The following is a 22,519-nucleotide window of genomic DNA, read 5'->3' as shown; positions in this document are numbered from 1 at the left end:
GCCGTTCCGCTAACACCTTGCGGGGTGTTTTTGTTAGCGGTAGGGCGCGAGCCCTCCGATCTTTCACGGTGTTTTTGAAGCGCGACCGGACGGCTCGCGCCGTTCCGCTAACACCTTGCGGGGTGTTTTTGTTAGCGGTAGGGCGCGAGCCCTCCGATCTTTCACGGTGTTTTTGAAGCGCGACCGGACGGCTCGCGCCGTTCCGCTAACACCTTTAGAGCGAAAGTCGATGGCATTGGGCTGACGCCAGGTGCTGGAACCGTCGTTCCCCGCCCGTTACGAAACGGCCGGTTCGGGCGTCAGCCGCACCGGCGGTGGAACGGGCAGACGCCACATCGCAACCGCGGTCAACAGGGCTCCGAGCAGCCCCAAGCCGATCACCATCAACAGAAACAGCGCCATTTCAGGCGACGGGTCCTGGTCCTGAGTCTCCGGCCCCAGCACGACCGCAAACACGCTGATCGAATTGTTGACGAAGTGACCGAGCATGGCCGGGATCAACGAGGCGCTTCGCCAGGCGATCACGCCCAGATACACGCCCAACGGAAACACGGCGATGATGTGAATCAAATCCATGTGGAAAACGGCGAACAATGCCGAGGAGAGAAAAATCCCCAGCGCCGGTCCGATACGACGGTTCAGCCGCGTTTGCACATAGCCGCGAAACAAAAACTCCTCGCAGAACGCCGGGGTCGCGCCGATCAAGATCGCCAGCGGGATCAAAAATCCCGTTTCTCCGTGCCCGCGAAAAATATCAGACATCATCTTCAGGCTTTCGCTCTCTTCCATCAGAGAACCGACCGCGATCGACGAGATAAATCCGATCAGCGGCGTCGTCAACGCCGCGGCAACCCAAGCCCATAGCGGCCAGTGTCCGCGGACCAGCGACAATCGCTTAGAAAAACCGACCGGCGATAACGCAGCGGCGATCAACGTCGGCAGAACCAACGCCAGCTGCGGCGCGACGACCAACAACAGCAATCCGACGCGGGACGCGGACACCGTTTGCATCGCCTCGGCACTGACCATCATCCGGGGACTGAACTCGCCGTGGACGACATAAAACGCCACCACCATCATCACCAGACTGGACAGCAGAAACGTGACCAGCGAAATCAACGGCAGCAACAACGAGGGCCAGATCCGCGGTCGATCCCGGTCGGCCGGCGATGGCGGCGAATCCTCTCGTCCAGCCGCGCCCGGCGACTCCCCAAACGCGGACTCCCTTGGCGCGTGCTCTCCGAGCGATGGTTCCCCCGCGGAAGCCTCCACGGGCGCGGGGTCGACGGCGTAAGGATTGGGCGGCTGTTCGCCGTAGGGTTCTCGCATTGCTGATCTAGCCTAGACCGGATTGTTGGTCATATCCGAACATCACGTTCATGTTCTGTACCGCAGCGCCGCTGGCGCCCTTGGACAGATTATCAATCGCCGACAACAGCACCAACCGCTCGCCCGAGCGACGCACCGACATCTGAACATAGTTCGTTCCCGCCACGTGTGCGGTGGCGGGCAGATGATCCACGGGGGTCACGAAGGGACTGTCGGCGTAACAATCGCGCCAACACTGCATGACCCGGTCAACCGCAGCGTCGGTCGGTCCACCCGCGGTCGAACCGCCCGCCGATTCAGCCGCCAACCCCTCCGATGGACGGACGTAAATTGTCGACAGAATGCCGCGACTCATCGGGGTCAGGTGCGGCGTGAACAACACTTCGATTTCGTGCCCTGCAATCCGCCCCACCAGATCCTCGATCTCCGGTTGGTGACGATGACAGCCGACCGCGTAGGCGGCGATCGATTCGTTCGTTTCGCAGTACAGTGTCCCGACCTTCGCGCTGCGACCGGCGCCGCTGACCCCGCTTTTGCTGTCAATGATGATGTCGTCGCCGCGGATCAGTCCCTCGCGAATCAACGGGGCCAACGGCAGAATCGCGCTGGTCGGGTAACACCCCGGGTTGGCCACCACATCCGCACCCGCGATCTGCTCGGCAAAAAATTCCGGTAATCCATAAACCGTCTTGCCCACCCGCTCCGGCCAGGGGTGTTTCACGCCGTACCACGATTCGTAAACGGACAGCGAGGAGAGTCGGAAATCGGCGCTGAAATCGATCACGCGGACGCCCACATCGACCAGCTGCTTGACGGTCTCGGCCGACGCCGCATGGGGCAGACAGCACATCGCGACGTCACAGCGTTTGCCGATCCGAACCGGGTCCAATTCTTCCAGTTTCAGATCCAGACGCCCGGCCAACGAAGGATGCACCGAAGCGATCGGGTTGCCCGCTTCTGCCCGAGCCGTCGCGATGGCCAGTTCGGCGTGGGGGTGATGGGTGAGCAATCGGGCGACTTCCAATCCGGTGTATCCGGTGGCGCCGATCAGGGCGACAGAAAGCGACATGGGGCGATTTTAGATTCGGGAAAAAAGGGGGACAAAAACGTCATTTCGCCGCACCCGTCCCCAACAATGCCACGGGCAGACGGATGGCGATGCACGGGGGGGCCGACGGCCGATTGTCACGTTTCGGCGTTTTAGACCGCCGGTGACAAGACAAATGACCATTTGGCACCGGAAAGGCATTACTTTAAAGGGGTTGTGAAACGGTTCACGCTGTTTTTTTCGGGCGCTTGCACGTGCGTGGTTTCCTGCAAAGCTAGCCGAATGCGACGCGGTCCGCGACCAGGAATCTGCATGTCCACTTGTCATTCGCACGCACGAAATCATCAACCACGATGCGCCGGGCCCACAAAGGTTGCATGAGCCGCCTGAGCTACCAGAGATTGGAATCGCGTCGCCTGTTGGCGGCCCGACTGGATTCTGCTGGCGATGGCCCGCTGGGCGATTACGAAACCGACGCCCGGTTGATCGAGCGATTTTATGGCCCGCTGGCTCCCGGTCGCCCGGTCCCGCCGATCCAGGGCATCGCGCCGCTGGTCGGTGAACGTTCCGGCAATGCAATTCCCGACGGCGACTTCCCCGTGGCCGCCGACGAGGCCGACGACGGCCTCAGCGAGTCCGCTCTGGTTTCCTTGGACGAGACGTTCACGCTGCACAGTCGGCCGGATTCCAATTTCACGATCTACCTGGACTTCGACGGACACACCACGACCGACACGAGCTGGAACACGGGTTACGGACTGTCGGTCATCGAACATCCGAACTATTGGGGCGGAACGGGAGCAGACTTTTCCGCCGCACGGCTGGAATTGATTCAGCAAATTTGGCAAATCGTCGCCGAGGATTTCGCGCCGTTCGACGTCAACGTCACCACGCAAGAACCCGGCGATCTGGATGATCTTCGCTACAACGGCAGCCAGGACACCCGCTGGGGCACACGCGTGGTGATGACGAAGGACACCTTTGCCGATTGCAGTTGCGGCGGTCACGCCTACCTGGGCTCCTTCGATGATCGACAAGACGAACCCGCGCTGGTCTACAACAACGGACTCAATACGGGCAGCGAAACGGCCAGCCACGAAGTCGGCCACCAACTGGGTTTGCATCACGACGGGGCCGGCAGCAGAACGTACTACAGCGGTCACGGCAGCGGATCCACCGGATGGGGGCCGATCATGGGATCGCCGTTCAGCAAACAGGTCACCCAGTGGAGCGCCGGCGACTACTACAACGCCAGCCTGACCGACGAAGATGACTTGCAACGGATCACCCGCAGTTCAAATTTCCCTTACACCGCGGACGACCACGCCAACGATCCTTCCTCCGCTTCGCCGCTCCGCGAATCCGGTTCGATCGCTGTCGATGCGTTCGGCATCATCGAACGAAACGACGACGTCGATTGGTTTCAATTCTCCACCGGTGGTGGCAACGTCTCGCTGCAGATCGATGTGCTCGATTACAAACCGAACCTCGATGTGTGGGCGGGACTGTACGATTCCTCGGGCACCTTTCTCGTCGATTCCAATCCCCAAACATCGCTGTCGGCTTCCCTGCTAGACATTCCGCTTGCCGCAGGTGATTACTTCCTCAAGATCGACGGCGTCCCCCGTGACGGAACCTACGACGCCGCACGGGACGCCGTGGTCGAGCCGACGCCGGCGCCGTACACCGTGGCCAGCCCGCTCGGTTACAGCGACTACGGCAGCTTGGGACAGTATCGGATCAGCGGAACGATCGTCGACCCCGGCGTCGCATCGGTCTCGATCACCGCCACCTCGGCAGCGGTTGCCGAGGGTGAACAGGCGGAGTTCACACTCACCAACAGCGCTGGCGGCGACGGCGATGTGATCGTCGAAGTCCGCTCGGTGCGTCAATCGGCGCCGGGCCAGCCGGCCCCCAATTCGACCGAGCCCGCCGATTTCGGTGGACCGCTGCGGCAAACCGTTTCGATGCTCAACGGCAGTGGGACGTTGCTGATCCCGGTCGTCGACGACGCAACCAGCGAAGGCCCCGAGTTCTTTGAAGTGCACATCGTGGACGCGGCAACGTATGCCGTGGCCGATCGCGTTGCCGCCATGGAGGTCGAAGAAATCGTGTCGATCTATTCCATCGAAGCGACCGCGACGATCGCCAACGAAGGGGATGCCGGGAGCGGTTCGACGCACCGGTTCACCGTCCAACGCACCGGACTGCCGACGCGAGCCCACGAGGTCCATTGGCGACGCATCTTCCCCGCCGGCAGCGCGACGTCGGCTGATCTTCAAGATTTCGTTTCCCCCGCATCCGGATCGGTGTTCTTTGAGATCGGTGAGACGTCCCAGTCACTGGAAATCGAGATTCGCGGTGACGCCGATTCGGAGCCTGACGAATCCTACACCATCGAGTTGTACGTGCCGACCGGCGGAACCTATCAAGTCGACCCGGGCGCGCCGGCCGCCGACGGCCAGATCATCAACGATGATCCTGTCCTTGCTGAAATCACGTTGCGCGGCAATCAGGGATTATCGATCGTCGACGGTGCCCCGCCGATGATCGACAACGGGACCGACATGGGATTGGTCGATGTCCAAGCCGACTCTCACACGCAAACGTTCATGATCGAAAACAACGGTGGCATGGATCTGTACCTGTCGTCACTCGGGATCTTCGGAACCCACAGCGGAGACTTTTCGATCACCCGGTACCCCGATGTCTTGATCGGACCGGGCGATTGGACGACGTTCGACGCCACGTTCGATCCGACCGCCGCCGGACGGCGAAACGCCACGATCATGGTCTCCAGCAATGATGCCAATGAGTCGATGTTCAGCGTTCCCGTGTCCGGACTGGCGACGGATCTCCGCGTCGAGCGGGTCGAGGTCAACCAGGGTGCCGGATCACGCAGCCAACTCGATTCGGTCACGGTCGTCTACAACCAACGCGTCGACCACCAATCGCTCTCGGAGGCCTTTGAAATTCGAAACGTCACCACCGGCCAGTCGGTCGAATCGATCCAAGCGACGCCGGAGGATTTCAACGGTCGCACCGAAGTCATGCTGACCCTCGAAGACGCCGCCGGCGTCCCCGTCGTTCTCGACGACGGTAACTATGAACTCCGCGTGCGATCGTTCGCGGCGATGTCCCTGGCCGTCGAGCCCTATCCGATGCGCAACGATCTGTTGTTCGGCAGCGACGCCGGGGCGGTCGATCGTGCCGACGCGTTCTTTCGCCTGTTCGGTGATTCCGATGGCGATCGTGATGTGGACGGCCAAGATTACGGACGCTTCGGATTGTCGTTCCTGCGGCCCAACTCCTCGCCGGATTTCAACGAGCAATTTGACGCCGATCGGGATGGCGACGTCGATGGACTCGACTATGGCCAGTTCGGGCTCAGGTTCCTGAAGACGCTCTAATGTTTGATTCCAATTGAAAACTAGGGTTAGATCGGACGGCTCGCGGTCTGTCGTTTTTGTGAGCCGCGACGCGTCAGCGGCCGGGCACCGCGACGCCAGCCCGAGGCCTTACGGCCGGCGGCTCACCATTGACTCAGCACCCGACTAAATTGAACTGGAACAAAGCACTAGCGCAGCGGCGGTGACTTGCTTGCGGCGATGCTGAGGTCGCCGCCGGGGACGTAGTTCCCGCTCAATAGGTCCGTCAGCTTCGCCCGTGCGTCACGTTCACGTGGTTGTTCCATGCCCGGCGGGCTGCCCCAAAACAGGTGGGTGTTGTCGCCGGTGATGATTTCCAATTGGGGCACCAGATTCAGCCGTGAGTCTCCGCTGACGGTGATTTTGGCGATCCGAATTTGATCGCGGACGGCTGCAAGCAGCTTGGCCAACAACGCCGCCGACTCCACGCGGCGGTCGCCAAACGGCGTGCCCTCGTTGCCGGTCGGGTACAGCTCCCAGACTTCGATGTGAATCAACTCCATCGCATCGTCGTACGTCAATCCGGCGGTCGGCAGCAGCATCCCCTCGCCATCGAGCGGCAGATAGCCGTTCACATCCGAGACCGGATAGCCGAGACTTTTAAGGTGCTCGGCGATCATCTGTTTCCATTTCTCGCCTCCGGTGACATGAAACGCCGCCACCGGTTGGCGGTAATCCAAGTCCAGTTCGAACTTGCCCGACGGCAGTTTTCGAACTCGATGGACATGCTTGACCCAGGGGTGGCTGGCAAAGGCCGAGGCCAGTTTCGCGGTCACGCTGCGATCGGCCGGCGACAATTCCGTCAACCGTGTTTCGTCATAGACCTCTGCCACCAAATCGGTCCGCACGTACTCATGCGGCGGGGAAATCGTGATCGATTGCGGATCCACGCTTCCGTAGGCCTGGGCGAAATGCTCGGCATACCAGCGTGAATAGGCGAGGTACGAGCCGATCAACAACAGCATCGGCCAAATCAACGACCAGGCCGCCGGCGCCAGAATCAATCGGCGCAGAATGCTGCGGATCGGGCGATGATCGGTTTGCTCGCTTTGCTTGGCCATCTGGCCGCACCTTCCCTGGATAAAGCACGCCGTTGCCGGCCGATTCCGATCGGCCACGCAGCACGTCCCCCCAGACTTACCAAATCTGAAGATTCAGCTGCAAGTCGATCCCGGTTTGCAGCAAGACCTGTTCCCGAACCCGGTCGATCAATTTCAAGCACTCGTCGCTGGTCGCCCCGGTATGGGCGACCAGGTAGTGGGGGCGAGCCGAATCGAGCGCCACATTGCCCTCGCGCATCCCGGCAAGCCCGACGCTTTGGATCAATTCTCGCGCCGGCATGCTGTCGGGGTCGATAAACGGCATCGCGATCCGCTCGATTTCTGCCGGTCGAGCGGCATTGCGGGCGATCCACAGTTTTTGCAGCCGTTTGGTCAACGCGACCGGGTCAGCGGCCTCGAGCTTGAAGTCCACTTCGACGATCGTCAAACCGTCCAGCGCCGTCTTGCGGTACGTGAACCCGACCTCGTCCTGATCGAACTGCTTGATCGTGCCGTCGGGCTGCAGCACCCGCACCCGTTCGACGGCCGAACCGATGTCGCGGCCCCCGCTGGAAACGTTGCCGACGACCGCCGCACCCACGGTGCCGGGGATGCCGACCAGGTGTTCCAGTCCGCCCAGCCCGCCGCCGACGGCTTTGACCACCGCATGCGAAAGCTTGCCTCCGGCGCCCGCGGTCAGCCGATCTCCGTCGATCGACAACGCGCTGGTCGCGGCGGCACCCAGGGTGATGACCAGACCGTCAAAGCCCGATTCACGCACCAGCAGATTGCTGCCCGAACCCAGCACACGGGTCGGCAAGTCGTTTTCCGCGGCCCACGTGACCACCTGGACGATCTGCTCAGCGTCGACCGGTTCGGCGAAGAAATGAGCCGGACCGCCGATCCCGAGCCAGACCAAGGGGGCGAGGGGCTCATCGGAGCGAATCAGGTGCTGGAGGTGTTCGGGAATCGTCATGGTTGGCTAGCACGTCAGAATCGAAAACTTCGCCCGCGAGAAACGGTCGCGGGCCAAGCCAAATCATAACGGCCCGCGACGCATTTCAGGTAGGCGGAGTCGCTCGACTTCACCGCCGGAGTGCACTGGTTCACCGGCGAAATGCACTGGGGGGGCTGAAAGGGGGGCGTCCCCGCGGAATCCGCCAACCGCGTAACGCTGTGAAGCAATGGTTAGCGGTAGGGCGCAAGCCCTCCGGTGTTTCGGTAACGATGAGGAACCGGAGGGCTCGCGCCCTGCCGCTAACACCTGGTGAAACGCAGGGAATCAATGCCTGGCAGCGTTCAACCGCGTCCCAATGAAACGGCCGAACGAATCAGATTGCGGACCGGTTGCTGGGTTTGATAGCCTTTCAATTGATGACGCTTCCACTCTCCCCCGCCGGTGCGGGTGAACATGATGATCTGGGGAAGCATTCGCTCGCCCTTGGTCAACTGCTTGACCAACTCGGGGTTCGCATCGCGATCCAACACCGCAACGCTCACTTCGTCCAACTCTCCGGTTTGGGCCATCGGCTCCAAGGTGGTCTGTTTCAGCACGTTGCAGGCCGGGCACCAGGGTGCTCCCACGACGACCATCAACGGCTTGTCCTGTGCTACCGATTCTCGGTAGGCCTCGGCGTAATCGGTTTTCAGCGACGCCGACGTGACACTACCAAGCACTACAGCTAACAGCAACGAAACCATTCCTAGCTCCTTTTTTCAAGCAAAATGACCGTTCGGCGATGGCGACACAATGTCGGTGATTTGAATGAACAGCGATGAAAAGATGTCGATTCATTCAGACGAGGAACCGCCGAGGGCTAGTTTTCCCGTTGTTGGTCAATCCGGCGGGTTTCCGCATCGATCCGGCTCGCCGTCTCGATCGGCGCCCAACTGGCCAACAATCGTCCCTAAGGTGAGATCGTCTTTCACAAACGAATTCTCGCCTTCGTCCTCCCCAGAACCATTCTGGAACGCCTGGTGAAAGGCTTCCGAAGGCAGGGTCCGGGTAGACTGGGCGGAGTATATGGCTGCCCGGTTCGGCTTCAAGCCGTGCTGGCTAGATTTCTGTGATTATCAAATTGCGGATCGGCGTGCTAAATTGAAGCACCCGAGAGCCAATTCGTCGCCCAGTCGCTAAGCTGCTGTTAGATAACAAGTTGGGGCGTGCCAATCAGAAGATCGACCGGTTGAAATGACAGGTGTACGCAAGTGCATTTGTCGCAAGAACGGAACGATGCACGCCCTTGTTTGGAAATCCCCGTTGGAAGCCGTTGTTTGCAAAACCTGTTCATCGCCGAACGAATCATCGCCGAACGAATCATCGCCGACGGAATTGTTGCCGGACGATTCATTGCCAAACGGTGCGGCGCACGGCGATCCCGATTTCCGCACGAAACCGCCGCGTTTGAGACGTCGACCTGATGAAGCTTCGAATTGGACTGATCGGGCTGGGTGATCTGTGGCAAACACGCTACCGGCCGGCGCTCCGCATGCTGGACGATCGGTTCGATGTCCGTGCGGTCTACAGCACGATTTCAAAATTAGCCGAATCCACCGCCGCCGAGTTCCAGGCGGACCCGATCGACGGCTATCGCAGTCTGGTCTACCGCTGCGACATCGACGCGGTGTTGATTTTGAAACAGTGTTGGTTGGGCTGGCTGCCGGCGCTGGCGGCCTGCCAGGCGGGCAAGGCGGTCTACTGGGCCGCCGGCCTGGACTTTGATCCGCATCGTCAAAACGCGGTGCTGCGGGCGATCGAGCAAAGCGGTGTTTCGTTCATGGCCGAATTGCCGCGTCGATTCGCCCCGGCGACGCTGCGTCTGAAAGAGTTGATCGCGACACGCCTGGGCCCGCCACGGCTGATCCGCGTGCATCGTCAATCGATCAGCGACCGGACACCCGGCGACGCCGGGCCGACGGCCTGTCGCACCGACGATTCGGAATTGGTCGAGTTGGTCGATTGGTGCCGGTATGTCGTCGGCAAAACCCCGCACTGTGTCACCTCGGTCTGCGAGGTCAACACGTTCCAATCGCTGATGCTTCAATACGACTGCTCGCCCGATCAAGGCGTGATCGCGGAGATCGCCACCGACGGCACGCTGCCGAGTCGTTGGAAAGAAGCGGCCAGCTTTCGGTCGCCGGCGGCGATGAAGATCCAGTGCGAAAACGGTGTCGCCTTCATCGATCTGCCCAGCAGCCTGGTGTGGTTCGATGATGCCGGCCGCCATGTCGAATCGCTGGAGACCGAATCGCCGGTCGGCGAACGCATGCTGCGTCAGTTTCATCGCAGTGTGACCAGTTTGGTCCGTGATCTGGGCGGTCTGGTCGATGCCTACGAAGCCGCCGCCGTGGTTCAAGCGGCCCGCCAGAGCCACGAAACGGGACAACGCGTCATGCTTCCCGGCGGAAGGGTGAAGGGTGAAGGGTGGTGCGGCTGCTTTCGCATGGACCTCGCCCGATGGAGCAACCTTCCGACAGGACAGAGATGTCACCTACGTCTCGTGGGTCCCATTCGTCTCATCAAGCGCGATACCCTGCTGTGTCGGTGGAACCAGCCGCCATTCCCCGCGCCCCAGACGCACGCCCGTCCGGTCAGTACACCGTGATCGCACGGACCGTCTCGAGCCGTCCGTTGTGATACACCCGCTCGCCTGGCCGTAGCGCTCGGATCGGCCGGCAGAGTTGTTCGGCCGACCAGAGGCGGATCTTGTCCCCGCGACGCACGATCACGAAACGTTGCGAGGTCAGCGAGACGATCAAGGCGTCACAGCGTTCGATCGACGGTGGCGCGGTTGGAGGGGACGGGGGTTCGGTCCGCAGTTGGGTTGGTTCGGTGGTGGCTGTCATGCGCGAATTCTTGAGCCGCCGGGGACACGTTTGGTCCGTCTCGGTCCGTCCACTGCTTGCCGACAGGCCGTTTGGTTGCCGGCAAGAAAATCAAATCGGATTGCCGATGTCGCGGTTTTGCATCCTATGTTTTTCCAGGGTTCATTCCCGCATCCAGCGTTCGGCGGTCTTTGCCGAGGTTGCTGGCCCGGATGACCCGCACAAACCAAACGACTCGCACGGGACAGTTGGCCGGTCTGCCTGCCAACACGGCGAGGCAACACGATTTCATCCACCCCGCACCTCGCGATCGCGCAATCCTAAGGACGAGACTACAGATATGGCAACTCGATCAATGCCCGGCAAAGCGGATAGTCGCCAAGATCAATTCGAAGAAATCAAGACTCGGATTCACGGCAAGTTGGTCGACAAGCTCGACCTGTCACGCGTCGGTGACATGAAGGGTGATGCGTTGCGTCGCGAAATCCGCGTCGTCATCGAACACCTTTGTGATGCCGATGATGCCCTGCTCAATCGTCAAGAACGCGAACGCATCGTCGACGAGGTGCTGGACGAAACCTTCGGGCTCGGGCCGCTGGAATTGATCCTCAAAGACCCCAAGGTCAGCGATATTTTGATCAACGGTCCCAAAAGTATCTACGTCGAAAAGGGCGGCCAGATGCAGAAGACCGACGTGGAGTTCCGCGACGGCAAGCACCTGTTGCAAATCATCGACCGGATCGTCAGCAAGGTCGGACGTCGCGTCGATGAAACCTGCCCGATGGTGGACGCGCGTTTGGAAGATGGTTCACGGGTCAACGCGATCATTCCGCCGCTCGCCCTGGACGGAGCGGCGGTCAGTATTCGACGTTTCGGCAGCAACCCGTTGAAGCTGGAAGACCTGCTCAACTACAAAGCCTTCACCCCGGAAATGGTGATGTTGCTGGAAGGTTGCATCAAAGCCCGGCTCAATTGCATCATCGCCGGCGGTACCGGTTCGGGTAAAACCACATTGCTCAACACGCTTTCGTCCTTCATCGGTCACAGCGACCGGATCGTGACGATCGAAGACGCGGCGGAATTGCAGTTGCAGCAAGACCATGTCGTGCGGCTGGAAACACGTCCGCCCAACATCGAAGGCAACGGTGCCGTGACTGCCACCGACTTGGTCAAGAACGCCCTGCGGATGCGTCCCGAACGGATCATCATCGGGGAATGTCGTGGCGGTGAAACACTGGACATGTTGCAGGCGATGAACACCGGTCACGACGGCTCGTTGACCACGCTGCACGCCAACACGCCTCGCGACGCCATCGCCCGTCTGGAAACGATGGTCATGATGGCCGGCTTCGAGCTGCCCGTCAAAGCGATCCGGCAACAGATCGCCGGTGCGGTCGATGTGCTGATCCAAGCCAACCGCTTGCAGGGCGGACCCCGACGTGTCACCGCGATCACCGAAGTGGTCGGGATGGAACAAGACACCATCGTGTTGCAAGACATCTACAAGTTCAATCAGAAAGGCATTGGGGAAGACGGCAAGGCTTACGGAACCTTCGAATGTTCCGGCGTCCGACCGACCTTCATGGACAAACTGGAAGCCGCCGGCGTGCGGTTGCCATCCAGTGCGTTCCGTGAGCGAACCATGATGCAAGCGTAGGGCGGCCCGCTCCCACGACCTGACCCGATTACGACTCAACGACTCCTCTCAACCTCAACGACCTGATTTGACATGACCGGTACCGTCATCATCATCGCCGTCGGCATCTTTGTCGCCTCCTTGGTGGCACTTGCTGCCAACATGCTTGTTCCCGGCGGTGACAATACCGCGACCGAAGACCGACTCGCGCAAATCGCGTCGCGCCGTCGTGTCAGCGGCGGGAAGCAAGCCGAAGAAACCGGTTCGTTGCTGATGGAGGGCGGCTTCGAAGATGCCTCCGGGGTCATCGGCAGCATCATGAAGAGCCTGCCCGGTCTGGGCGAGTATCTGGACCAGGCTGACGTGCGGATGCCACCAGCACAATTCGCCATGATCTGTTTGGGCGCCTTCGGTGCCGGCGTCGCCTTGTGCATCGCCAGTCCGTTCAAACTGTTGGCTATCTTCGTCGGCCCGATCTTTGCGCTCGTCCCGGTCGGTTGGTTGATGGTCAAGCGAAAACGTCGACTTTCCAAGTTCGGCAAGCAGATGCCCGAAGCCCTCGAGCTGCTCGGTCGCTCGCTGCGTGCCGGTCACTCGCTCAATGCCGGTTTCGGTCTGGTATCCAAAGAGATGGAAGACCCGTTGGCACGCGAATTCGGACGAGCATTCGAAGAGCAAAACCTGGGCATCCCGCTCGATGAAGCGATCGAAGACATGGCCGACCGCGTCCCCAACATGGACCTCCGGTTCTTCGCCACCGCCGTCGTGCTGCAGCGGCAAACCGGTGGTGACTTGGCCGAAATTCTGGACAAGATCGGACACCTGATTCGCGAGCGATTGCAGATCCTCGGCCAGATCCAGGCGTTGACCGGCGAAGGCCGAATGAGTGGTGCCGTTTTGCTGGCCCTGCCACCGGTGCTGTTCATTGTCATGCTTTATTTGAACAGAGAATACGTGATGATGTTGTTCACCGACGAGATCGGTCGCTACATGCTCGGATTCGGGTTGATCACCCAGATCATCGGTGCCCTGGTGATCAAAAAGATCATCACGATCAAAGTCTAACCCGAATCCCACCCTTCACCGTCAGACCCGTCTTTTACCGGCCAACCGGATCCTTACGATGACCCTTCTGCTAGCCCTTTCGTTCAATCCCATCTACGTCACCGCCGGTGCGATCTTTCTGTTCGTGACCGTGGGCATGTGGTTCGTCTTGGCACGCGTCTCCGGAGACGACAAGCCTCGCGCCGAGGCACGTTTGGACATGATGCGAAAGCGTCGCGCCGGCCAAGCGTCTGCCGCCGCGGGCGATGACACCGCCAGCAAAAAGAACGAAGCCCTGACCGCTTACCTGGAAAAAGCGGCCACGCCGCTGGCGGGTAAGGTCAGCGGAAACGAAAAGGAGATGGGCCAGCTCCGCGAAATCTTGATGAACGCCGGCTTCCGACGCGAAGCCGCACCGGTCGTCTACAAAACCATCCAGCTCGGTGCTTCCGCGCTCGGACTGTTCATCGGTAGCGCCTACGGGTTGTTCGCCAACGGCTTCGGCCAGGACATGATCATCAAAGTCGGCGGTGGGCTGATCATCGGTTTCATGATCCCGAAATTCGCGCTCGGAATGATGGCCAAAAAGCGGATGGAAAAAATCTTCCTCGGCCTGCCCGACGCACTCGACTTGATGGTCGTCTGTGTCGAAGCCGGTCTGGGGATGGACCAGGCGCTCAGGAAAGTCGCCGACGAAATGGAAAAGAGCCACAAGGAGATCGGCGAAGAATTTGGAATCGCGAACAAGCAACTTCAGCTCGGGCGATCACGTAGCGAAGTACTCCAAGCACTCGGCTTTCGCAGCGGCGTCGATGACTTGAAACAACTCGCGTCGATCTTGATCCAAGCCGATAAATTCGGGTCCTCTATCGCCGCCGCGCTGCGGGTCCAAAGTGACGCCATGCGGACGCGACGACGTCAGATCGCCGAAGAAAAAGCGGCCAAGACCGCGGTGAAAATGATCTTCCCGCTCGTCTTGTTCATCTTCCCCGGTATCTTCGTCGTCCTCGTCGGACCGGCCGGCATCAGCATGTATCGCAACATGCTCAGCCAGTAGTCTGATGTGTTGGGTATGCTGTGCATACCAATCGTCACGCACAGCGTGACCTACTCGGTACCCAGTCCCCGCGCGACGGTGATCTCCACGTCGGCGACCAGGCGGTCGGAATACTGCGTCATCGTGAACCGTCCGCCGCGGAACCAATTCAACAACGGCGCGACGTAATCGGCCGGCGGTGTTGCCAGCGGTTCGTTGCCGCCCCACGCCGTGCTCCGCCAACGTTTTTCGATCGGGTCATACTCGTACCGGCCGCCCAACGGGCATTGCAGCGGCACGCCCAGCACCAAGGTGACTTGCTCGATCGCCTCGTCGGGACCGACGTGCAGTTGCTCGGAGAACAGATTTAAAAACTCCGCCCCCGCCCGGCTGGCTTGGGCCGCGTTTTGGTACAGTTCGTTGTTGACCCAGCCTTCGAGTTGGCTGCCCAGCAAACTGCCGATGCGTCCGCGCGCCGTCGCCGGTTGCCCGACGTCGGTCGCTTCCAGGAACGGGAGCGTGGCGTTGAGAATCTCGGGCTGAAACGACAGCACGCTGAAACCACCGCCGCTGTATCGGTACAGGCCGCCGAGCAGTTTGGACATTCCGGGGCCGACCGGTCGACCACGCCCCAGCCCCAGCGGTAATCGGTCCAACGCCCCCGGTTGTGGCCATGCGCCCAGATACGCCGGCAACTCACGCAGCGCCCAGTACGTCTTCAGGATTCCGTCGAATTGGTCCGGCGCCGGCGGAAACGTGTCTTTGATGCCCGCGAACAGGTGAGTCGGCGGGCCGATCTGCGCGCTGGCCACATGAGCTTGGACGGAGACGATGTCGTCGGGGGCAAATCGCATCGCGACCGACGTCGGCGGGCCGAGTTGCTTGGCCCACTTGCCGTACTTTTCCGGCGTCAGCGGAGCGATCTCGGCATGAATCGAGATTCGTTCGAGTGTGTCGTCGCCCGGGATGTCTTCGCGACGCAGCGCGACGATGATCGGGTCGATCTGCGGGAATCGTTCGCTGTATTCGTTGGCGATCCGAGTGTACCAATCAAACTCCTGTCGGGTGACCGATTCGATTTCGATGTCCGCGATCGGCACGAACGTTCCCCGGACACCGCGCAACGTGTCGATCACTTGGTCGCCGACGGAGATCACGCCGCTGCCGTCGCTGCGGTTGCCGAACGACAGGGGCAGGAATCCCGTTTCGATCAGCGCTTCGACGCCCAATCCCCAATCGCCTTCCGCGGTGGCTCCCTCTGCGGTCGCGGCCAGTCGTGCCAGGTGCACCAGGGCGACATCGCTTTCGGCCCTGGACCGCCGACGCAGTTCAATCAAGTATTGCGGCGAGACCAAACCTTGCAGCATTTCGGGCGAGAAGTACGCAAAGATGGTGTCGTCGCGTGTGGTCGGCACCAGCGACCGTGACAATCGAAACGAGTCTGTCGCGGCGAGTGATTCACCGCTCTGGCCGACTTCGAAGAAACGTCGCACCAGTGTCTTGCTGTTGGTGATCAAGAAATAGCCGTCGTCCTCGGCCAGGAACGAGCGTACCGAATTGTCCGCGCTGGACAGCAACGACACGTCGCGCCCGGCGATCTTGACCGTCTTCAACGTCACCGCCTCGTCGCCGCGGGCGCGGTTGGAACGATCCGACGACAGCGACGAACGCAACAGAAACGCGTTGGCCGATTTCAGGATCACGCCCATCGACGAGCCGTCGCTGGTGAACAAGTCGCGTCCGATCACCGCCTGGTCCAGCACGACCGTTGGCCCCAGCGTTCTGGAAAGTTGGTTGATCTTGACCGAAATCTGTCGCTGGAATTGCGCTGTCGATTGAACTTCCGTCCCACGCAGTTTGATCATGCGGCCGACGTCGCCGCCGTACTCTTCGGCCAAATCCAGGAACCACAGGTAGTTGGAAAACTGTCCGAACCGCAGGTAAAAACACTCCGGCGGCACGCGTGTCGCGATCGGTTCGGTGACCACGGTGTCATCGATCGGCCCCAGCGTCGGGGCTTTCCATTGGGGGCCGTCGGGCAGGGCCACCATCGCCGTGGCATCGTGACGTTGTTTGGCCGGCAGATTGACATCGGTCAGCCCTGCGGCGGTGCGACGAAAGACTTCTTGCGTGACCGTTTCGGCGCCGCCTAGGTACTCCAGCGTCGCCCACAACGGATCGCCCTGCTCCTTGGTTTCGGTGAACCACGTCGGCAACGCGTTGTCTGTCCTGCCGCTCAGCATGGCGACCAGATAGCTCTCCACCCAAGGCGGATAATCGCCGGCGTCGATTTGTTCTTTCGCATCGGCCGCATACGTGTTCCACCAGCGGGCCAACGCTGCGCGATACACCGTCGCGTCGCGGGTCGGTTTTAATTCATACACGCCCACGTCACCCAAGCCATCGGCCACGCGGACCCGCAGCGGCGCGTCGCCCTTGAACAAAAACGTCGCCCGCCGCGCGATGATCTGGCTGGTCGGCGCGTTCCTGTCGGTGATCTCGCGGAGCAGATTCCCCAGCCGGCCCAACAATCGGCCGTTGCCCGGTTGCGGCACCGGTCGCTCCGAGGGGGGGACGATCCGCGCCTCCACGTCTTCGCTGACCGGATAGAAAACCCGCCCCGAATCGCTGCTGACGGTCAACGGCCGGGGGGCTTGGCCGATGATCGGGGTGGCCAGCGGCAACTCAATCGTCGCGATGCCGTACAGTTGGTCGCCGGGCGCGAGCACGGCGGACGCCAAGACATCGACCGCGTCGGCCGCCGGTGAAGCGAGTGTCTGTGAGCACAAGACACACAGCAGCACGAACGTGGAACGCATACAACGCATCAGAAAATCCTTGGGAGAAAATCACACGGCGATTCGCATCCGTCCGCCGGGTCGTCATCGACCCGGGACTTCGCGATACTGTCCCGCAGCACTGATTATCTCCCACACGACCTTTTTTGGATAGCCAGACCGTGGATAGCCCCTCTCGCAGCGGTGTTTTCGAGGCCAGCACCGATGCCCGACTCGAATCGTTCGCCGAATCCATCAGCTTCGACCGCCGCTTGTTCCGCCAAGACATTCGGGGCTCGATCGCCCACGCCGACATGCTGCGCACCGTCGGACTGATCAGCGACAAAGATTTCACCGCCATTGGCGACACTTTGAAGCAGATCGAATCGGAATTCGAATCCGGCGACTTCCCGATCCGGCTGGAATTGGAAGATGTTCACATGCACATCGAGTCGGCGCTGATCGACCGCATCGGGGACGTGGGCCGAAAACTACACACCGCCCGCAGCCGCAACGACCAGGTCAGCACCGACGCGCGGATGTGGATTCGCGAAGCACTCGACCAGGTCGACGGCTTGCTGGAGGCGTTGCAGCGTTCGTTTCTCAGCCGATGCGACGGGGACATGGACGTCATCCTGCCGGCCTACACCCACCTGCAACGCGCCCAACCGGTGCTCGCGCCGCACTACTGGTTGGCCTACATCGAAAAATTTCAGCGCGATCGCGATCGAATCGCCGATTGCCGTCGTCGTGTCAATCAATCGCCGCTGGGCGTCGCCGCCGTCGCGGGGACAACGCTGCCCATCGATCGCGAACAAACCGCCGCGGCACTCGAGTTCGACGGCGTCACCGCCAACAGCCTGGATACCAGCAGCGACCGCGACTTCATCCTCGAATCGGCCTTTGTGCTGTCCATGATCGCGTCCCACCTGAGCGGCTGGGCGGAAGAATGGATCTTGTGGAGCACCGTCGAATACAACTTCATCAAAATCCCGCAACAGTTCTGCACCGGCAGCAGCATCATGCCGCAGAAAGTCAATCCGGACACCTTGGAACTCACCCGCGGCAAGTCGGCGCGGGTGATGGGCAATCTGCAGACGTTGATGTTGCTGGTCAAGAATCTGCCGCTGGCCTACAACCGCGACTTGCAAGAAGACAAGCCGCCGCTGTTCGATTCCTTTGACACGATCATCGCGATGCTGGAGTTGGCGATCCCAATCGTCGCCGGCAGCGTGTTGCAGCGTGAACGCATTGCGGCGCGGATCGAAGAAGGTTATTTGGACGCGACGACATTGATGGAATGGTTGATCAAGAAAGGTATGCCGCAGCGGACGGCGCACCACGCCGTCGGCGCGATCGTCGGCGCCGCGATGGCCGCCGACGTCCCGCTGGCCGAGTTGCCGCTGGAGACGATGCAGCTACATGCCCCGGAGGTGGACGCATCGATCCGGGACGTCCTGGGCACCCAAAACGCGATCGCCGCCTTCACCAGCTACGGCTCCACCGCCCCCGCCCAAGTCCGCGACCAAATCACCGCCTGGACCAAGCGGCTTCACGTGGGGCAGGCTCCCAGTGAATAGCAACCGGCATTTGGCTTAGCAGTTCGGGATCGCAGTGTCGTTCCATTTGTCTGCGAACCTGTACGATCTGATCTATGACAAACGTCTTTCCAGCGATCACTGAGCCAGCGTTTCGCGGTCTCGTCGTACCAGTGGGAGTATTTGACCTGAGCTTCTAATGTGTTCCCGTTGACGGTGACGTCACGCTTGATCAGATTCGAGTCGGCCGACGTTGCATTTCGGACAGGGAAACTCGTTGCCGATCAGTTGACTGCCAACCCGAAGCGTGTGTCCATTTGGGCAATGCACAGCGAATTCGCGGCGACGGCAAGCACTCAGTCGGTCACCTGGAGATCGCGACGTTTTTTAAGTCGCCCGTATTGGTTTTCTCCGATCAGCCAGACCTGCATTTTGTTAGCGTTCCGTGTCACGCTGGCGGGGATCGTCACCTTTCCTGCCCGACGATCTTCTTCGGAGATGAACACGTTGTGTTCGTCATGGCCGTCGGCAGAGTTCTTGAAGTACACGATGATCGCATCCATGTTGTCCGACGTGAGTGCAAGCTCCCATGACGTTGCTCGCAGAACGTTTGCGGTCGGTAGCGTGAAGTCGAGTTCGCAGACGGCGAACTCGCAGGCCTGGCTTAGCGAACCATCGTTCATCACGCAGTGCGCCGTGTAATCGCCGCAGATCGTGAATGAGCGTTCCAGGACCCCCTTCCCAGGATGCTTGATCTCTTCGACGATCTCGCCGTCTCGTTTGATCACCAGCGTCCGAATCCCTTGGTCGTCACGATCCATGAGGTTGATTTTCACCGCTTGCCCTTTGTGATAGGGAACCCAGTCGCCACGATCCAGCAGCAGGACACGATTGATTTGCGGCGTCGCCGAGTCGTCCTCGTAGTTGGGGAACAGAAACGCTTCCGCCTTGTTGTTCCCGCGCCAAGCGTCCAGATCCGCAATGCGGTAGAGCTCTCGGTTTCTGGAAGCGAGGTGCTCGTCAAATGCCTTCGCGCTTCTGAGTGTGTTGCTTGTCGTTTGCGGGCGACTTTCCTCAATTCGGACGTGCGTCACCTTGCCGTCTTCGCTTCGGACGACTTCCGTCACCAATTCCACGTGCGAGCCTCCGTTCTTGCTGGCCGGCGGAGTGTAAATCACATCTCCGGGCTGCGCGGCCTGAGCCGACTGCAACGCCACGAGACTGACACCGTCGCGAAATCGGGGGCCATGAACCTTGCTGACGTACCAAATCCCGCACTGCAGTGCGTAGCTGGTGTAAGAGGAACAGACCTTGCCGTAGTAGCATTCTGCATTCTTGACCTGCCCGTAGAGGTTCTCGGTGTAGAGCACGCTCTTCGGGTTTTCCACCGCGGCGAGGAAGGTTTTGAGAAAGATATCGAATCCGATATAGCGGCCGACGTGCTTGACGCTCGAGTAAGGAACTCCGGTGTACTCCTGCCCGGCTGTGAAGTGCCCACCTCGTCTCGGCATGCCGTCAGCCACCGGTGTCCATTTCACCCGTGACATGATGCGGGCATACTTGACCGACTTGTCCTGCCAAGTGAGCGAATCGTCTGGCTTGGTCTCCCCGGTTTCACTGGCCGCCTCATCGGCAAACACAGGTAGACAGCAGAATCCGACAAACAAAGCGATTGTGAGTGTTCTCATGTGGGTCTCTCCCTCGGTTTTCTGCCTTAAGCCTCGCAAAACAAATCGTTGCCAGAATTTATCACGTTGCAGGTCCTGTTTGTTGGTTTCACCGGCCATGCATATCTTTTCGACAAATGATCACTTCGGCGAGTTGCTCTACACTTGCTTTCTCGGGTTTTTCGACTTTCGAAACGTCTAACGCGAACGTGCGCCACTTCTGGATGATCAGTCCTTCAGCTTCCGCAACACTCCAAATTCAGGATCAATGAAAAACACGCAACACGAACTGCCGAACCTGTCCCCGCGTCGGCTACCGGTGCTCGCCAGTGAAGTGTCCCGATCGGTCCAATACGACTGATCCGATCGATCATAAAGGTCGAATCCACGGATGGCCGCGCGTACCCACGGATGTCAAAGTGGTCGATTCTGTGCTGGATGACATCCCTGGGTGCGCCTTGCCATCCGTGGGTGATTCTCTGAGATCACAGTTCCGGTTTCATCGACCGGTAGGTCGCAAGCGGATCCCCGGCGGCCGTCCCTTCATTTTGCTGCCCACCATTTTTCTGCCGTCTCTCCGTCTGCTGCGTGTACACACCAGCTTCCCTCTACGGGCTCGGCTTGTAGCGTTCTTCAATCGATTTCCGGAACTCAGCGTCAACGAAGGGGTCTGCGGTTTGGTCTTGCCACTGCTGCAACGCGCGTTGCAGTCGCGATTGGATGTCGGCAACGTCGGTGTCCCCGGCCAAGTTCTGGAATTCAACCGGGTCGTTTTCCAGATCATACAGTTCCCACTCCGGCGGATTCTTGAGCCTTTCCATTGCCACACGTGCGGGGTGACCTGCCGGCAGTTTTTGTGCTTCGGCGTAGGCGCGGTCCCCGTCGACCGAATCTGGTGCGGTCGTTTCGCCCGCACGCAGGTTGTGGATCAACTTGTGCCTTCCATCGGTGATCGCTCGCCGTGGAAAGAACGGTGTCGCGCCGTGGTAGTGAAACTCGCCGACCAAGGTGCTGCGCCAATCGGCCGGTTCGTTCTGCTGCTTGACGACAGTGCGGAGCGAGCGGCCGTGCCGTTGCGACGGCAATTCAATGCCGGCTGCGTCCAAGATCGTCGGATAGATGTCTACGCTGCTGACCAAGCGATCGGACGCGTGGGGCTCGGAAACTCCGGGCCAGCGGACGAGAAACGGGACGCGGAGGCCGGATTCGTAGCAACTGGTTTTTCCTCGCGTGAATGGCGGCCCGTGATCGCCGAGAAAAACGATCAGCGTATTATTCCAGTTGTCTGTCTGTTGCAGCACGGATTCCAGCATCCCGATCGCGGCATCGATGCGATGGACACAGTTGTAATAGCCAGCGATCTTTTGCCGCTGTTCCGGCGTGTCGATCTGTTGCCACGGCCAGGGAACGATGTCCTCGGGTGCGAGGAGATTCTTCGGCAAGCCCTTGACCGAGTCGGGAAAGAACTGTGGTCCGCGGCGACCGCCCGGCAGGGGCTTTCGCGCCACGTGCGGATCGAACAGGTTGAACATCAAGAACCACGGTTCGTCGCCGGGCTGCGTCAGAAACTCGCGAGCGAAATCGATTTGCAGTCGAACGTCTCGGCTGCCGAAACCTTCGCCGTGCCGCATGTCAAAGGCGAACGCTTTTTCGGGACCGACATGCAGTTTGCCGATGATGCCCGTCCGATAACCATGGCTCTTGAGGACGTTGGGCAACAACGAGTCGACGAGTGATTCGTGAACGCGGAAGCCGACATTGGCGTTCAGTAAACCGTACTGTCCGTTCCCGTGCGGATAGAGTCCGGTGAACATCGACGAACGCGAGGGGCTGCACGACGCCTGGCTGACATAAGCGGTTTTAAAGCGAACGGACTGATCGGCCAAACGATCGATGTTCGGCGTGCGAGCGATCGAGTCGCCGTAGCATGAAAGCTGCAGCCCCAAGTCGTCGGCCGTGATCAACAAAACGTTCGGCCGATCATTTCCCAAGGCTCCAGCTGCAACGGCCAGCAACACGGCGACCGCACCCAGCCGACGGAACAACAACCAATCACGCATCTCCAGTCCTCACTGTGCATCAAGTCGAACGTCAAAATCCAATGCCACAGCATAACTGCCGCGGAAAAAGGTGTCCGACACCTTTTTGGTA

At 60.4% G+C, this 22,519-nt stretch carries 16 protein-coding genes; 7 read left to right on the top strand and 9 right to left on the bottom strand.

Features of this window, described 5'->3' with window-relative positions; translation table 11 throughout:
- Nucleotides 1-276 precede the first annotated feature (276 nt).
- Both NZK35_RS19425 and argC read right to left on the bottom strand, forming a co-directional pair.
- Nucleotides 277-1,329 (bottom strand): type II CAAX endopeptidase family protein, encoded by a 1,053-nt coding sequence (locus NZK35_RS19425; protein WP_259634183.1) that lies wholly within the window; start codon nucleotides 1,327-1,329, stop codon nucleotides 277-279.
- 7 nt (nucleotides 1,330-1,336) lie between these two features.
- Nucleotides 1,337-2,398, bottom strand: coding sequence for an N-acetyl-gamma-glutamyl-phosphate reductase (gene argC, locus NZK35_RS19420; protein ID WP_259634182.1), 1,062 nt, complete (start codon nucleotides 2,396-2,398; stop codon nucleotides 1,337-1,339).
- A gap of 356 nt (nucleotides 2,399-2,754) precedes the next feature.
- Between argC and NZK35_RS19415 the strand changes: the two genes are divergently transcribed.
- Nucleotides 2,755-5,787, top strand: a complete 3,033-nt coding sequence (locus NZK35_RS19415; protein ID WP_259634181.1) for a choice-of-anchor D domain-containing protein — start codon at nucleotides 2,755-2,757, stop codon at nucleotides 5,785-5,787.
- Nucleotides 5,788-5,954: 167 nt separating this feature from the next.
- Here NZK35_RS19415 and NZK35_RS19410 read toward each other — a convergent pair whose 3' ends face one another.
- From NZK35_RS19410 to NZK35_RS19400, 3 genes are all read right to left on the bottom strand, one after another.
- Nucleotides 5,955-6,866 (bottom strand): cell division protein FtsQ/DivIB, encoded by a 912-nt coding sequence (locus NZK35_RS19410; protein ID WP_259634180.1) that lies wholly within the window; start codon nucleotides 6,864-6,866, stop codon nucleotides 5,955-5,957.
- Between the two features lie 76 nt (nucleotides 6,867-6,942).
- On the bottom strand, nucleotides 6,943-7,821 hold the full coding sequence (locus NZK35_RS19405; RefSeq protein ID WP_259634179.1) for a UDP-N-acetylmuramate dehydrogenase: 879 nt from the start codon (nucleotides 7,819-7,821) through the stop codon (nucleotides 6,943-6,945).
- Nucleotides 7,822-8,144: 323 nt separating this feature from the next.
- Nucleotides 8,145-8,546 carry a thioredoxin family protein gene (locus NZK35_RS19400; protein WP_095742359.1) on the bottom strand — a complete coding sequence of 134 codons (402 nt, stop codon included), beginning with the start codon at nucleotides 8,544-8,546 and terminating at the stop codon, nucleotides 8,145-8,147.
- A 573-nt stretch (nucleotides 8,547-9,119) separates the two neighbouring features.
- Here NZK35_RS19400 and NZK35_RS19395 point away from each other — a divergent pair.
- Nucleotides 9,120-9,266 (top strand): hypothetical protein, encoded by a 147-nt coding sequence (locus NZK35_RS19395; RefSeq protein ID WP_259634178.1) that lies wholly within the window; start codon nucleotides 9,120-9,122, stop codon nucleotides 9,264-9,266.
- Nucleotides 9,266-10,450, top strand: coding sequence for a Gfo/Idh/MocA family protein (locus NZK35_RS19390; protein WP_259634177.1), 1,185 nt, complete (start codon nucleotides 9,266-9,268; stop codon nucleotides 10,448-10,450). Before NZK35_RS19395 ends, NZK35_RS19390 begins: the two co-directional genes overlap by 1 nt.
- Here the strand turns inward: NZK35_RS19390 and NZK35_RS19385 are convergent.
- Nucleotides 10,437-10,691, bottom strand: a complete 255-nt coding sequence (locus NZK35_RS19385) for a hypothetical protein (protein ID WP_259634176.1) — start codon at nucleotides 10,689-10,691, stop codon at nucleotides 10,437-10,439. The genes NZK35_RS19390 and NZK35_RS19385 overlap by 14 nt on opposite strands.
- Nucleotides 10,692-11,010: 319 nt before the next feature.
- Between NZK35_RS19385 and NZK35_RS19380 the strand changes: the two genes are divergently transcribed.
- The 3 genes from NZK35_RS19380 to NZK35_RS19370 all read left to right on the top strand — a co-directional run bounded on the left by NZK35_RS19380 (nucleotide 11,011) and on the right by NZK35_RS19370 (nucleotide 14,407).
- Nucleotides 11,011-12,327 (top strand): CpaF family protein, encoded by a 1,317-nt coding sequence (locus tag NZK35_RS19380; RefSeq protein ID WP_259634175.1) that lies wholly within the window; start codon nucleotides 11,011-11,013, stop codon nucleotides 12,325-12,327.
- Nucleotides 12,328-12,399: 72 nt separating this feature from the next.
- On the top strand, nucleotides 12,400-13,371 hold the full coding sequence (locus tag NZK35_RS19375; RefSeq protein ID WP_259634174.1) for a type II secretion system F family protein: 972 nt from the start codon (nucleotides 12,400-12,402) through the stop codon (nucleotides 13,369-13,371).
- Nucleotides 13,372-13,429: 58 nt separating this feature from the next.
- The gene (locus NZK35_RS19370) at nucleotides 13,430-14,407 is read left to right on the top strand and encodes a type II secretion system F family protein (protein ID WP_095742354.1); all 978 of its coding nucleotides are present in this window, start codon (nucleotides 13,430-13,432) and stop codon (nucleotides 14,405-14,407) included.
- 50 nt (nucleotides 14,408-14,457) lie between these two features.
- Here the strand turns inward: NZK35_RS19370 and NZK35_RS19365 are convergent, their stop codons facing one another.
- Complete coding sequence (locus NZK35_RS19365) at nucleotides 14,458-17,214, bottom strand: hypothetical protein (protein WP_259634173.1); 2,757 nt, start codon at nucleotides 17,212-17,214, stop codon at nucleotides 14,458-14,460.
- 131 nt (nucleotides 17,215-17,345) lie between these two features.
- Between NZK35_RS19365 and argH the strand changes: the two genes are divergently transcribed.
- Nucleotides 17,346-18,743 carry an argininosuccinate lyase gene (gene argH / locus NZK35_RS19360; protein WP_259634172.1) on the top strand — a complete coding sequence of 466 codons (1,398 nt, stop codon included), beginning with the start codon at nucleotides 17,346-17,348 and terminating at the stop codon, nucleotides 18,741-18,743.
- Nucleotides 18,744-19,057: 314 nt separating this feature from the next.
- Here argH and NZK35_RS19355 read toward each other — a convergent pair whose 3' ends face one another.
- Nucleotides 19,058-20,389, bottom strand: a complete 1,332-nt coding sequence (locus tag NZK35_RS19355) for a hypothetical protein (RefSeq protein WP_259634171.1) — start codon at nucleotides 20,387-20,389, stop codon at nucleotides 19,058-19,060.
- A gap of 587 nt (nucleotides 20,390-20,976) precedes the next feature.
- The gene (locus NZK35_RS19350; protein ID WP_259634170.1) at nucleotides 20,977-22,428 is read right to left on the bottom strand and encodes a sulfatase family protein; all 1,452 of its coding nucleotides are present in this window, start codon (nucleotides 22,426-22,428) and stop codon (nucleotides 20,977-20,979) included.
- Nucleotides 22,429-22,519: the final 91 nt, after the last annotated feature.

The organism is Stieleria sedimenti (assembly GCF_025060895.1).
In the GTDB taxonomy this organism is placed as follows: Bacteria; Planctomycetota; Planctomycetia; order Pirellulales; family Pirellulaceae; genus Stieleria; species Stieleria sedimenti.
This window is presented reverse-complemented; position numbering and strand designations above follow the sequence as displayed.

Bases quoted from the DNA above. Each gene is read 5' to 3' on its own strand.
- NZK35_RS19390 (WP_259634177.1), top strand. From the start codon at position 9,266: ATGAAGCTTCGAATTGGACTGATCGGGCTGGGTGATCTGTGGCAAACA.
- NZK35_RS19425 (WP_259634183.1), bottom strand. From the start codon at position 1,329: ATGCGAGAACCCTACGGCGAACAGCCGCCCAATCCTTACGCCGTCGAC.
- NZK35_RS19400 (WP_095742359.1), bottom strand. From the start codon at position 8,546: ATGGTTTCGTTGCTGTTAGCTGTAGTGCTTGGTAGTGTCACGTCGGCG.
- NZK35_RS19375 (WP_259634174.1), top strand. From the start codon at position 12,400: ATGACCGGTACCGTCATCATCATCGCCGTCGGCATCTTTGTCGCCTCC.
- NZK35_RS19405 (WP_259634179.1), bottom strand. From the start codon at position 7,821: ATGACGATTCCCGAACACCTCCAGCACCTGATTCGCTCCGATGAGCCC.
- NZK35_RS19365 (WP_259634173.1), bottom strand. From the start codon at position 17,214: ATGCGTTGTATGCGTTCCACGTTCGTGCTGCTGTGTGTCTTGTGCTCA.
- argC (WP_259634182.1), bottom strand. From the start codon at position 2,398: ATGTCGCTTTCTGTCGCCCTGATCGGCGCCACCGGATACACCGGATTG.
- NZK35_RS19350 (WP_259634170.1), bottom strand. From the start codon at position 22,428: ATGCGTGATTGGTTGTTGTTCCGTCGGCTGGGTGCGGTCGCCGTGTTG.
- NZK35_RS19410 (WP_259634180.1), bottom strand. From the start codon at position 6,866: ATGGCCAAGCAAAGCGAGCAAACCGATCATCGCCCGATCCGCAGCATT.
- NZK35_RS19385 (WP_259634176.1), bottom strand. From the start codon at position 10,691: ATGACAGCCACCACCGAACCAACCCAACTGCGGACCGAACCCCCGTCC.
- NZK35_RS19370 (WP_095742354.1), top strand. From the start codon at position 13,430: ATGACCCTTCTGCTAGCCCTTTCGTTCAATCCCATCTACGTCACCGCC.
- NZK35_RS19415 (WP_259634181.1), top strand. From the start codon at position 2,755: ATGAGCCGCCTGAGCTACCAGAGATTGGAATCGCGTCGCCTGTTGGCG.
- NZK35_RS19355 (WP_259634171.1), bottom strand. From the start codon at position 20,389: ATGAGAACACTCACAATCGCTTTGTTTGTCGGATTCTGCTGTCTACCT.
- NZK35_RS19380 (WP_259634175.1), top strand. From the start codon at position 11,011: ATGGCAACTCGATCAATGCCCGGCAAAGCGGATAGTCGCCAAGATCAA.